Consider the following 14,241-nt stretch of genomic DNA (forward strand, 5'->3'; position numbering starts at 1 on the left):
CGTCAACGCATGCGCCCGGCCGCGTCCGCCCGCACGCATGCCACGCACCTGGCACTCATGCCGCCCATGGCGTCCGCATGGTGATTCCTCTGTTGCATATGTGTTCTAAACCCCTGCTCATCCGTATAATGTAATTGGATTTCTGTCATTATTTCCCAACGTCTCGGGAGGGGAGGGGACATGCGCTCGAACGGTCGCTTCCGCATCATGCTCAGCATTGTCCTCTCCGTCGCCCTCGCGCTCGGCCAGACGCCGGCTACGGCAGGCCGCGCCCTCGCGGCCGAGCCCGCAGATTCCGCGGCACAGGCCCCGGCGTCCACGCCTGATGACGCCGCCGGCACGACCGCGCCCGAGGCAGAGCTCCCCGGTGGCGCCGCGCTCACGCAGGCGCTCTCGGCCGACACGAACGAGGCGGGAGAGTCCGCCGCATCCGTCGATCCCGTTTCCGAGCCGACCAGCGCAACCCCCGACGCCACCGCAACGCCCGGCGCCATCCCCGCGTCCGACCCCACGCCCGACGCCGCTGCCGCCCCCGCGCCCGACGCGACCACCGCCGACCCCGCGCCCACGCCCGAGCCCGACTCCCGTCCCGCCCTCGACTGGGTCGGATCGGCGACCAACGGCGTCATCGTCTCCATCCACGCCCCCGAGGGCGCCCTGTCCGAGGGCACGGTCCCGTCCGTCGCCTCCGCCACGCCCGAGCAGGCCCGCGCCGCGCTCGACGCCTCCGCGGCCCTCCTCGACGGCGAGCCCGTCGACGCCCTCGCCGTCGACGTCTCCTTCTCCCGCGGCGGCGCCGAGGTCGAGCCCGCGCCCGGCTCGGCCGTCGAGGTCACGCTCCGCTCCATCGCCCCCGTCTCGGGCACGCGCTTCTCCTGCGTCCACGTCGCCGACGACGGGTCGGCCGAGGTCGTGGCCGCCGCGACCCCCACCCACGCCGAGTTCGCCTCGGACTCGTTCTCCGTCTACGCCATCGTCGGAGCGGACGCCCAGGTCCGCGCCCGCGTCGCCTTCGTCTCCGCCACGTCCGCCGGTGCCGTCACGGGTGCCACGCTCTCCACCCAGATCGTCCACGCGGGCGACTCCCTCGAGGCCCCGGCTCCTCCCGCCGCTGCCGCCGAGAAGAGCGTGTTCAGCCACTGGTCGGTCGGCACGGGCGCGGACGTCGTGGACGTCGCCCCCTGGCTTGGGCGCGCGCTCAGCAACGACGACATCGCCTCACTCGCGACTGCCGCTGGCTCCACGCTCGACCCCGCGACCAACCTCTACGACCTCACCGCGACCGCCACCTTCGCGCCGGCCCACACGGTCCGCTTCCACCAGTACGGCCACGAAGAGTCCGTCGCCGAGGCCGACCTCGACGCCACCGACGCCTACTCCTCCCTCACCGACGCCTCGGGCTCCATCGACCTCTCGGGCGCGAGCCTCTCCTTCACGCCCATCGTCGAGGGCGTCGACGCCCACCTCGTGGGCTGGGCCTCGTTCGCCCCTGGCGCGCCGGCAGGTGCCGCCCCGCTCGCGTCCTACGACACGGACGCCGTCGTCACGGGCGTCTCGTCCGACCTCGACCTCTACCCGGTCCTCTCGACCGGCTTCACGGTCACGCTCGACACGCGCAGCGCCGCCACGCTGGAGTCGCTCTTCGTCGCCGAGGACGCCACGGGCGCGGGCACGCTCGCATTCGACAGGCTTCCCACCGCTGAGTCCCTCGGCACAAACTTCAACCCCGGCTACACCTTCGCCGGGTGGTACCGCGACGCCTCCTTCGAGACCAAGGTCGAGGGCGACATCACCGGCATCCGCGAGAACATCAAGCTCTATGCCAAGTGGGACCCCGCCACGGTCACCTACACCATCGTCAACATGCTCGAGGGTCCCGAGAACAAGCCGGGCGAGGGTCGCTACACCTTCTATTCCAGCGAGGTCGCCTACGGCGTCGTCGGGACGCACGTGCCCCTGCTGACGGAGGGCTCGACCACCTACGCGATCTCGAACGCAGACGGCACCACGCGCAACGAGAGCTTCATGGGCTATCACATTCCCGACTCCGAGGAGACCGCCTATGGCTCCGAGGTCGTCCTGGGCGATACGGTCCCCGTGAACGCGCACTCGGCAAACGCCCGCATCTCCGAGGAGACCATCGACCCCTCCGGCACGACCACCGTCAAGCTCTACTGGAACCGCGACCGCTACGCGATAACGTTCTACTCGAACGGTGCCAAGACCACGAGGTTCTCCACCGACCGCTACGTCAAGTACGAGCAGAAGGTGAAGGACTTCGAGCACGACAGTTGCATCACCAACTTCCTTGCAAGCTACAAGGGTGGTAAAGGTCGCATTATCGGAACGTTCGAGACGGCGCCATTCATCATCGACTCCGACGGTGACATGTTCCTCTTCGACGCGCGCGACACCGCAGGGGTCAGGTTCGACACGCTCTACGACAAGTACTCGGGTGACGACTGGCCCGAAGATACGTGGAGCTGGCGCAGTAGCTACTTGTCCCGCGAGTACATGAAGTGCATGCCCGGCGTCGACTACACGGGCAAGGGCGTCATCACCATGACCATCAACGGGGAGAGGGCAGACTACTACCTGCTCAAGGACACGATCGAGACGACCAGTTTCAGCGCCGGGCGTCACAAGGGCGCCTCCGACGACCACTGGACGGGCGGCCAGCCCTTTGGCACGCAAGGATATCTCGTCGCCGCCGAGATGGGCGACGGCATGCACTACCTTCCCACCGGAAACGGCTACTGGTACTCGGGCAGCACGCTCATATCCAATGTTGGCAATACCGGGAAGTATGGCTGTCGCCTGTACTACTGGCCCAGTTCCTATGTGCTCTCCTTTGCCAATACCGTCGGGTCATCGGTCAATGGGACCGACAATGAGGAGACGAGCCTCAGCCTCGAGTTCGGCTCCCTCCCAAGCCTGAATGAGACCGTGTCGAAGTACGTCGTCGGCGAGACGACGCGGGAGGCGAATGGCAGGGACTACGTCTTCGACGGCTGGTACGTCGACGCCTCGGCCGCGGCCAACCACCTCCAGCCAGATCGCGGCGACTACCGCATCGACCCCGCCACCTGGACCATGCCGGACGCCAACACCGTTCTCTACGCGGGCTGGACGCCCAAGACCTACGAGGTCACCTTCGACTCCGTGGGCGGCCAGATGGTCGAGCAGGAGGGCGCGGTTCTCTCCGAGGACGGCTCCAAGCTCACCCTCCCCAAGGTCGAGGGTGGTACCACCGTTGCCAAGCCCGAGACGCCCACCAAGACCGTGGGTGGCGTCGACTACACCTTCACGGGCTGGTACAAGGATGCCGACTACACCGAGCCGTGGGTCTTCTCCAGCTCCACGCCGCACGGCCCCACCACGCTCTACGCCAAGTGGGTCAAGGGCCGCACCTACCACGTTACCTACCATACGTCCGAGGGCGCAGAGATCGCGGGCGTCGATGACACCCTCTACCGCTTCGGCGCCCGCGCGAGGGTCGCCCCCGAGCAGCCGGGCGAGCCCCACGACGAGCCCTTCCTCGGCTGGTCTACGGTCAGGGGCAACGCCTCCTACCTCGTGGGGCAGTCCGTCACCGTCAACTCGCACACCGACCTCTTCGCCATCTACGGCAGCGCGCTGCCGGGAGCCGCGGCCGGCGACGTCGAGGAGGGCGCGCCGAGGGTGACCCTGCACTCCAACTACGCCAGCCTCCCCGAGGCCGACCGCCCCGGCGCGGAGGTCGAGTCGACCATCCAGGCCGAGCGCGCCAACGCCGCGGTCACACTGCCCTCCGGCATCGCCGGCGCAGATGCCACGGGCTACCACGTCTCCGGCTGGAGCTCGTCGCCCGACGGGTCGGGCGACACCTACGGCACGGGCGAGGCGGTCGCCGTCTCCTCCGACACCGACCTCTTCGCTGTCTGGGAGGCCAACCAGCTTTCCGCGGGCCTGTCGGTGAGCTTCGTCTACGACGGCACCGAGCGCGAGCCCGAGCCCACCGTGACCGGCTGGGACGGCTCGACGCTTTCCCGCGGGACCGACTACGAGCTCTCCTGGTCAAATAACGTCCGCGCGCACGCGGCGTCGGGCGAGGACGCCCCGACCGTGACGGTCTCGGGCGTCGGCGACTACGGGCGCTCCGGTCCCGTTTCCCTGAACTTTGCGATCACGAGGCGACCCGTCACGGTCACGGCCGACAACAAGTCGAGCAGGGTCAAAGAGCCGGTGGAGCCCCTCACCGCCTCGGTCACCGCGGGGTCGCTCGTCAGAGAGGGTGACCTCGGAACGGTCTCCGCCCACGTGTCGGGCGAAATCGACACCACGAGGGCCCGCACCTACGAGATCCTCGTTTCCTACGTCGCGAACCCCGACTACGAGGTCACCGTCGTGCCCGGCACCTACCGCGTGAGTGAGGCGAGCCTCCTCGTCACGGCCCAGGGCTGGTCGGGCACCTACGACGGCGTGGGCCATCAGGCACGGGTCGCGCTTGCGCCCGAGGAGGCCGTCCGCGACGGAGCTTGCGTCTACTACTCGACGACCACGCCGCTCACCGACTCGAACTACTCCACGTCTGGCTCCACTGACGTGCCCTCTCGCACTCACGCCGGCACAACGACCGTCTACTACTACGTCAAGGGGACGGAGAGCTACAAGCCCGATGACGATGACCGCGCGGGTTCGCTCGAGCTTGCCGTGGCCGCGGCCCCGCTCGTCGCCACGGCGCTGCCTCGCACGATCACCTACGGCGAGGGGCCCGCCAACGGCGGCGTCTCCTGGGAGGGCTTCGTGCCGGGGGAGTCGGAGTCGAACCTCGACCTCTCCGGGCTCTCCTATTCGTATGCCTCGCTGGGCGGCGGCGAGGGGTCGGAGTACGTGGCCGGCAGCCCCGCGGGAAGCTACCACATCTCCGTCTCGGGCGCCCGTTCCGACGACTACGAGATCTCCTACGTCCCGGGCGTGCTCACGGTCGCGAGGAGGGAGCTCTCGCTCGAGTGGTCCGCCGCCGACTCCATGCCCTACACGGGCTCGGCGCGCACCTACGCGGGTGCGACCCTCTCGGGCGTCCGGGATGGCGACGTCGTGAGCTGCGACCTCTCGGGTGCGTCCGAGACCCACGCCGGCGAGTACGTCGCGACCGTCACGGGCCTCACCGGCACGAAGTCCTCGAGCTACAGCCTTCCCGGCGAGGGGCTCTCGCACCCCTGGTCGGTCACCCAGGCGGCCAACTCCGCGACGGCGCAGATCGACGACTGGACCTACGACGGCACGAGCCGCGCGGTACCCACGGCCGTCGCCGGCTTCGGCGCCGCAACGGCGACGTTCGTGTACGCGGACTCCGAGGAGGGGCCGTTCACGCCAGATCCGCCCGTTTCGGCCGGCACCCACTGGGTGTGTGCCCTCATCGAGGGCACGCCCGACTACGCGGGCGCCGAGAGCCCGGCCAAGGCCTTCGAGGTCGCCCGCAGGCCCGTCCTGATAGAGGGCGTCGCCACCGCCGACAAGGTCTACGACGGCACGACGTTGGCCGCGGTGACGGGCACGCCCGCCGTCGTGCGCGTGCCGGGCGTGCCCGCCTCGGGGCCCGTCGCGGGCGACGACGTCGCCGCGGCCCCCGGCACGGCCTCGTTCGAGAACGCCTCGGTGGGGTCGGGCAGGGCCGTGACGTTCTCCGGCTGGTCGCTCTCCGGCGTCACTGGCGGCAACTACCTCCTCCAGGCCCAGCCCGTGCCGTCTGCGGCCGACATACTGAGGCGCCCCGCAAGGGTCGTCGCACGCCCCTGCGCGGCCTCCTACGGCGACGAGCCGCCCGCCTACGAGGCCGACTGGGAGAACCTCGCCCCCGGCGAGGGCCCCGCCGACGCCGCGGTGGGGACGCTCTCGCTATCCTGCGCCTACGCGCGTTGGTCGGACGTGGGCGAGTACGAGGTCGTGCCCACCGGCGTGACCGCCACCGCCAACTACGAGCTCGACCTCGTGCCCGGCGCGCTCTCCGTCGCCCGCGCGGGGAACCGCTGGGTCGCCGGGCCCTCGATGGCCTCCTGGACCCTCGGCGAGCCGGTGCCTGCGCCCGTGGCGCAGGCCGCTTTCGGCGAGGCCTCCCTCTCCTTCGCGCCCGCCCTCTCCGCGCAGGACGAGGGGGACGCATGGTCGCCCGACCTCCCGACGGCGCCCGGCTCCTACGTGATGCGCGCCGAGGTGGCCGAGACGCCCAACTACACCGGCCTCTCGGCCGAGGTGCCCTTCTCCGTCTCGGCGGCGACGCTCTTCTACGACGCCAACAGCCCCCTGGCCGAGGGCTCCGTCCCGCCCGCCGAGGGCGCGGTCGGCGAGTCCGTCGAGGTCGCCGGCGCGGGCGGCCTCGCGTGGCCCGGCCACTCCTTCCTGGGCTGGAACGCCGCGCCCGACGGATCGGGCGACGCGTACCTGCCCGGCGACCCCTTCACCCTCACCGGCGGCCCCGACGTGCTCTACGCGCAGTGGCTGCCCGCCGGCGAGCTGCGCTACGAGGGCAACGGCGCCGACTCGGGCGAGACGCCCCCGAACCTGGGCAATGCCGGCGAAGTCGTGCGCGCCGCCGCGTGCGGGTTCTCGCGCGTCGGGTGTCGCTTCGCCGGCTGGAGCGGCTCCGCCGACGGCTCCGGCGAGCGGGTCATGCCCGGCGACGCGGTGACGCTCGTGGCGGGAGGCCAGCGCCTCTTCGCCCAATGGGAGGTCAACGAGATCTCCGCCGCGCTCGCGGGAGGCCCCTTCGCGCTCCCCGCCGACGGGTCCGGCGCCCGCCCGAGGCCGACCGTCCTGGGCTGGGACGGCCGCGTCCTCTCCGAGGGCGTCGACTACGAGCTCTCCTGGGCGGACAACCTCGCGCCCACCGCGGGAGGCCCCCGCGCGACGGTCACGGTGACGCCTCTGCCCGGCACCGAGCACGCCCTCGCGCGCCCGGTGACGATCGAGTTCGACGTCGTGGCGGCCGCCGCGCCCGAGGCGGCGCCCGAGGCGGCCCCAGGCGGGCCCGCGGCGGTCCCGACGGACCCGACGACGCCCGTCACCGACGACCCCTCGACGCTCGCGGCGCCGGCCCTCGCCGCGGCGGGCCTCGCCGCCGTCGCCGCGTCGCTTCGCCGCCGCAGGAGGTCGCCGAGGTAGCCCTCCGCCGGCGCGCCGCCGCGCGGCGACGCTCGCGGGCGAACTTCGAGCGGTCGCTGCCCGAATGCTGCGGCGATGCCTCCCGTGCGCCCGCGCCTCAAATATAATGTGATTGCATTTCTGCCAGTTCAGCGTGCCAATGGGGGAGGTCCGGATGTCCCCTCGAAACATCGCTCGCGCCGCGTTGTCGCTCGCCCTGTCGGGCGTCCTCGCGCTGGGCCCCGGCCTGGCGCCCGTCGCGCATGCCCGGGCGGCAGGGGAGGGCGCGCCCGCCGGCCCGACGCGGGCCGTGGAACCCGAGAGCCCCTCCGACACCTCGGCTGGGTCCGCCGCGACCGGCGACGGCGTGGGGGAGAGCGCGGACGCATTCCGTGAGGGGCCCGCCGCGGCAACCGCCTCCGCGCCCGACGCGCCGTTCCCTGTCGACGAGGCCGCCGACGCTGCCGTTCCGGCCTCGCCGGGTGGCGAGGCGTTTGCCGACGCGGCCGTCCCCGACCCCGCAGGGGAGGATCCCGGCACGTCCTCCGACGCCTCGGTGGCGCTCGACTCCCGCCCCGCCCTCGACTGGGTCGGATCGGCGACCAACGGCGCGATCGTCTCCGTCCACGCCCCGGAGGGCGCCCTGCCCGAGGGCACGGTCCCGTCCGTCGTCTCGGCCACGCCCGAGCAGGCCCGCGCCGCGCTCGACGCCTCCTCCGCGCTCCTCGACGGCGAGCCCGTCGACGCGCTCGCCGTCGACGTCTCCTTTTCTCGCGGCGGCGCCGAGGTCGAGCCCGCGCCCGGCTCGGCCGTCGAGGTCACGATCCGCTCCATCGCCCCCGTCTCGGGCACGCGCTTCTCCTGCGTCCACGTCGCCGACGACGGGTCGGCCGAGGTCGTGGCCACCGCCACCCCCACCCACGCCGAGTTCGCCTCGGACTCGTTCTCCGTCTACGCCATCGTCGGGGCGGACGCCCAGGTCCGCGCCCGCGTCGCCTTCGTCTCCGCCACGGATTCCGGCGCCGTCGCCGGCGCGACGCTCTCGACCCAGATCGTCCGCGCGGGCGACTCCCTCGAGGCCCCGGCCCCTCCCGCCGCGGCCGCCGAGGGGAGCGTGTTCAGCCACTGGACGGTCGGCGAGGACGCCGACCTCTCCGACTTCCTCGGCCGCGAGCTCAGCAACGACGACATCGCCTCCCTCGCGAGGGCCGCCGACTCCACGCTCGACCCCGCGTCCAACCTCTACGACGTCACCGCGACCGCCGCCTTCGCGCCGGCCCACACGGTCCGCTTCCACCAGTACACGCGGGAGGAGTGCGGGGTCGACCCGTCCCTCGACTCGACCCTCGCGTTCTCCTCGCTCACGGACGCCTCCGGCTCGATCGCCCTCTCCGGCGCGAGCCTCTCGTTCACGCCCGTCGTCGAGGGCGTCGACGCCCACCTCGTGGGCTGGGCCTCCTACGCGGACGCCTCGGCCGGGCCGACCGCCTACGGGACCGACGGCGCCATCGCGGGCGTCGACTCCGACCTCGACCTTTACCCGGTCCTCTCCACCGGCTTCTTCGTCGAGCTCGACACCACGGGGGCCTCGGTCCTCGAGTCCCTCTTCGTTCAGGAGGCGGAGTCGGGATCGGGCACCCTGGAGTTCGGCCGCCTTCCCACCGAGCAGTCCCTCGCGGGCGACTCCTACGACCCCGCGACCGGCTCCTACGCCGAGGGCTACCGCGGCTGGCACCAGGGCTGGACCCTCGAGGGCTGGTACCGGACGCGAACGGGGAGCGCCGACGAGGGCTACGAGTACTCCGACAAGGTGGAGGGGGACCTGGACGTCTCGTCCGACCTCACGCTCTACGCAAAGTGGGTGCCGCGCGACGACACCCCGTACACGATCGTCAACATGGTCGAGGGGCCCGAAGGCCTGACATGCGAGGGCTCCTTCTCGACCTACTCCATGGTCGCTGCCGCTGGTCGATCGGGCGCGGTGCCCGAGTCCTCTTCGTCGGAGAGCAACCCGTCCGCCTACTACCATCACAGGGCCTCGGCCTCCGAGATGGAGAAGATTACCGCCCGTGCCGACGTTCCGGTCTCCGCGGATACTATCAAGGCCGACGGAACGAGTTACGTGTACGTCTTCTGGCCCAGAAACACGCACACCTATCGGTTCAACAACATGAGTGACACTCGCGTCCTTACGGTGAGCGGCGTCAAGGGCGGACAGGCCTATCGGACCTGGGATCCTGGCGGTGTCCTTTCAGCCCTGACCTACAACAACGCGTCGACCAATCGCAGGTTCTGGATTTCCGGCGGCAACGAAACATGGGGCTGCAGGCCCGGCAACGTTGTCACGAGCGGCTGCGAGGACCCCGCTCCGACTGTCTCCGCGCTGAACAACTCGACCGTTACGTTTTCCTTGCGACAGACCAATAACAACTACACGCTCGGCCTGCGCATGCTCATCAACGATCTTGAATATGACCCGAGCAGCGCCTACAGACGAACGGTCGACGGAGTCGACTACAGCTTTTCCGAGAATTATGTCGAGAAGTGGGTCAGCAACGGTACTAGCATCAACTTCAACATCTCGGACACGACGGCGGGAAGCAGGACGGTCGGTTACACCAACAACGGCAATTACCACGACGCTACCGGCATGAGTCCTGGGGCCCACACGGGAGGCCTCACCGCAAAGCGAGAGGACGACGGCGTCTACTACGTCAATCGCTACGAGGTCCGCAAGCCCTTCATGCTCACGTTCAGGAACGTTGAGAACGTGACACTGCCCGATGGGGGCTCCGTGCCCACCTCCGCCAGCGTCCTCTACAATGCTCCCGTCTCGAGCTACCTGCCGAACCTCGATGGGTCTCGGCGCAGCGCGGCAGGACGTCAGTACTCGTTTGCGGGCTGGTTTTCGAACGTGGTTGCGGCGCAGGACCCGACCTCGCCAGGCTCCACGGACTACCGCATAGACCCCTCCGCCTGGGTTATGCCTGGCGGCAATACCGAGATCTACGCAGGGTGGGTACCTCTGTCGTTCAGCGTCTGCTTCGACTCCTGCGGCGGCGTCATGGCACCCGAACAGGGCGCGACGCTCTCTGGCGATAAGAGCGTACTCACCTTTGCTGGTATCGAGTCGGGGGAGCGACTCGCCAAGCCCGCCACGCCGTCCAAGAACGTCGGCGGCGTCGACTACACCTTCGTCGGCTGGTACAAGGACCCCGACTATGTCGAGCCCTGGACGTTCTCGAGCTCCACGGTGCAGGGCCCCACCACCCTCTACGCCAAGTGGGTCAAGGGGCGCTCCTACCGCATCGCCTACCACGACTCCGACGGCACCGAGATCGAGGGCGTCGACGACACCCTCTACCGCTACGGCGCCCGCGCTAGGGTCGCCCCCGAGCAGCCGACCGGCGAGCCCCGCGACGAGCCCTTCCTGGGCTGGTCGACGGTCAGGGGCAACGCCTCCTACCTCGTGGGGCAGTCCGTCACCGTCAACTCGCAGGTCGACCTCTTTGCGGTCTACGGCAGCGCGCTGCCGGGCGCCGCGGCCGGCGACGTCGAGGACGGCGCGCCCGTGGTCACGCTCCACTCCAGCTTCGCCAGCCTGCCGGGGGAGGACCGCCCCGGCGGCGAGGTCGAGTCGTCCGTCCAGGCCGAGCGCGCCAACGCCTCCGTCACACTGCCCTCCGGAGTGGCCGGCGCACGCGCCGAGGGCTACCACGTCTCCGGCTGGGCGACGTCGCCCGGCGCCGCCTCCGCCGACTACGCCGTCGGCGAGCGCGTCGCGGTCGCCTCGGACACCGACCTCTACGCCGTCTGGGAGGCCAACCGGCTTTCCGCGGACCTGTCGGCCAGCTTCGTCTACGACGGGACCGCCCACAAGCCCGAGCCTACCGTCACCGGCTGGGACGGATCGGCCCTCGCGCGCGGCACCGACTACGAGCTCTCCTGGTCGAACAACGTGCGCGCGGGGACCGCCACGGTCACCGTCAGGGGACTCGGCGACTACAAGCGCTCCGAGGACGCCTCCGCCCCCTTCGAGATCGCGCGCCGCAAGGTCACGCTGACGGCGGACAACAAGTCCAGCGGAAAGGACGAACCCGTCGAGGAGCTGACCTACCGGGTCACCTCGGGCTCCCTGGCCTCCGCGGGCGACCTCGACCCGATCGTCGCCTACACGGTCGTGCACGACACCACCGCTGCCGCCCCCGTCGACAACTCGCACGCGGGCACCTACGACGTCCTCGTCTCGCACGCGGCCAATCCCGACTACGAGGTGACGGTCGTGCCCGGAACCTACCGCGTGAGCGCCGCGAGGCTGCGCGTCACGGCGCAGGGCTGGTCGGGCACCTACGACGGCGCCGAGCACGCCGCCACGGTCTCGCTCTCGCCAGAGGCGGCCGTGTCCGCCGGCGCGAAGGTCTGGTACTCCAGCGAGAAGGAGCTCAACTCCGGCAACTTCCGGGACGGCACGGAGGTCCCGCCGACTCGCAAGGACTTCGGCAGGACGATCGTCCACTACTACGTGGAGGGCACCGGGGACTTCCAGGTCGAGGAGGGCGCGGACGCCGGCTCCGTGGTCATAGACGTCGCAATGGCGCCCCTGACGTGCGCCGTGAAAAGCGACTCCGTCACCTACGGCGCCGACGCCCCCTCCGGCAGGGTCTCCTGGTCCGGCTTCGTGAACGGAGAGGGGGAGGGCGCCCTCGACCTCTCCGGCCTCGCGTTCTCCTTCAAGTCCGCCTTGGACGAGCCCTACGCCGCGGGCAGCCCCGCGGGGAGCTACCGCATCGAGGCCTCGGGCGCCGACGCCGCAAACTACGACATCTCCTACGTCCCGGGGACGCTGACGGTCGGGAGGAAGGCCCTCTCGCTCGAGTGGTCCGCCGCCGACTCAATGCCCTACACGGGCTCGGCCCGCTCCTACGCCGGCGCGGCGCTCTCGGGCGTCCGGGAGGGCGACGAAGTGAGCTGCGACCTCTCGGGCGCCTCCGCGACCCACGCGGGCTCCTACGTCGCGACCGTCACGGGCCTCACCGGGGCGAGGGCCTCGAGCTACAGCCTGCCCGCCGAGGGGCTCTCCCACGAATGGTCGGTCACCGTGGCCGCCAACTCCGCCACCGCCGCGATCGACGACTGGACCTACGACGGGACCTCGCACGCCGCGCCCACCGCGATCGCCGGCTTCGGCGCCGCAACGGCGACGTTCGAATATGCCGACGCAGCGGAGGGGCCATTCACGCCGGACCCGCCGGCCTCGGCCGGCACCCACTGGGTGCGCGCCGTCGTCGAGGGCACTCCCGACTACGAGGGCGCGACGAGCCCGGCCAAGGCCTTCGAGGTCGCGCGCAGGCCCGTCCTGATAGGGGGCGTTGCCAGCGCAGGCAAGGTCTACGACGGCACGGCGGCGGCCCCCGTGTCCGGCGAGCCCGCCCTCGCGGGCGTGCCCGGCGCCGCGGCCTCCGGCCCCGTCGCGGGAGACGACGTCGCCGCGGCCCCCGGCGAGGCCTCGTTCGACAGCCCCTCCGCGGGGACGGGCAGGGCCGTCAGGTTCTCCGGCTGGTCGCTCTCCGGCGCCGCCGCGGCCAACTACGAGCTCGCCGCCCAGCCCGACGACTCCGCCGCCGACATACTGAGGCGCCCCGCAAGGGTCGTCGCCCGCCCCTGCGCCGTCACCTACGGCGACGAGCCGCCCGCCTACGCGGCCGACTGGGAGAACCTCGCCCCCGGCGAGGGCCCCGCCGACGCCGCGACGGGCACGCTCTCGCTCGACTGCGCCTACGCGCGCTGGTCCGACGTGGGCGAATACGAGGTCGTCCCCTCCGGCGTGGTCGCCACCTCGAACTACGAGCTCGAGCTCGTGCCCGGCGCCCTCTCCGTCGCCCGCGCGGGGAACCGCTGGGTCGCCGGCCCCTCCATGGCCTCCTGGACCCTCGGCGAGCCCGTGCCCGCGCCCGTGGCGCGGGCCGCCTTCGGCGAGGCCGCCCTCTCCTTCGCGCCCGCCCTCGCGGCCCAGGCCGAGGGGGACGGCTGGTCGACGGACGTCCCGACGTCGCCCGGCTCCTACGTGATGCGCGCCGAGGTGGAGGGGACCCGAAACTACTCCGGCCTGTCGGCCGAGGTCCCCTTCTCCGTCTCGGCGGCGACGCTCTCCTATGACGCCAACAGCCCGCTCGCCACGGGGTCCGTCGCGCCCGCGGAGGGCGCGGTCGGCGAGGCGGTCACCGTTTCCGACGACGGCCCCCTCGCCTGGGAGGGTCACTCCTTCCGGGGCTGGAACGCCGCGCCCGACGGCTCGGGCGACGCCTACCTGCCCGGCGACGAGTTCGTCCTCACCGGCGGCCCCGACGTGCTCTACGCGCAGTGGCTGCCCACCGGCGAGCTGCGCTACGAGGGCAACGGCGCCGACTCGGGCGAGACGCCCCCGAACCTGGGCAATGCCGGCGAGGTCGTGCGCGCCGCCGCGTGCGGGTTCTCGCGCGTCGGGTGTCGCTTCGCCGGCTGGGGCGGGTCCGCCGACGGCTCCGGCGAGCGCGTCATGCCCGGCGACGCGGTGACGCTCGTCGCGGGAGGCCAGCGCCTCTTCGCCCAATGGGAGGTCAACGAGATCTCCGCCGCGCTCGCGGGAGGCCCCTTCGCGCTCCCCGCCGACGGCTCGGGGGCCCGGCCGAGGCCGACCGTCCTGGGCTGGGACGGCCGCGTCCTCTCCGAGGGCGTCGACTACGAGCTCTCCTGGGCGGACAACCTCGCGCCCACCACGCCTGGCTCGCGCGCGACCGTGACCGTGACGCCGCTCCCCGGCACCGAGCACGCCCTCGCGCGCCCCGTGACGATCGAGTTCGACGTCGTGGCGGCCGTCGCGCCCGAGACGGCGCCCGAGGCGGCCCCGGGCGGGCCCGCCCGCACGCCCTCCACGGGAGACGCGGGCCCGGGTGCGGTTGTGGCTCTTCTCGGCGGGGCAATCGCCGTGGCCGGTTGTGGCGTTGGACTGCGTCGCAGGAGGCGCACGAGGTAGCGTTTCGCCCGTTGGGCGGCGCGTCAGGCGTGGTGGGCGGTGCAGAGAATGTGTTGCTCGCGTGTGGGATGCATGCCGTTCGCCGATGTGTTAGAGTTACCAAAGCT

At 71.4% G+C, this 14,241-nt stretch carries 2 protein-coding genes; both read left to right on the top strand.

Going from position 1 to position 14,241, the window contains the following annotated elements:
• The first annotated feature begins 180 nt into the window (after nt 1-180).
• Complete coding sequence (locus M5D76_RS05670; protein WP_248922422.1) at nt 181-7,143, top strand: InlB B-repeat-containing protein; 6,963 nt, start codon at nt 181-183, stop codon at nt 7,141-7,143.
• Nucleotides 7,144-7,297: 154 nt separating this feature from the next.
• The gene (locus M5D76_RS05675) at nt 7,298-14,134 is read left to right on the top strand and encodes an InlB B-repeat-containing protein (RefSeq protein WP_248922423.1); all 6,837 of its coding nucleotides are present in this window, start codon (nt 7,298-7,300) and stop codon (nt 14,132-14,134) included.
• Nucleotides 14,135-14,241 lie beyond the last annotated feature (107 nt).

It is taken from the genome of Olsenella intestinalis (genome assembly GCF_023276655.1).
Taxonomy (GTDB): domain Bacteria; phylum Actinomycetota; class Coriobacteriia; order Coriobacteriales; family Atopobiaceae; genus Olsenella_J; species Olsenella_J intestinalis.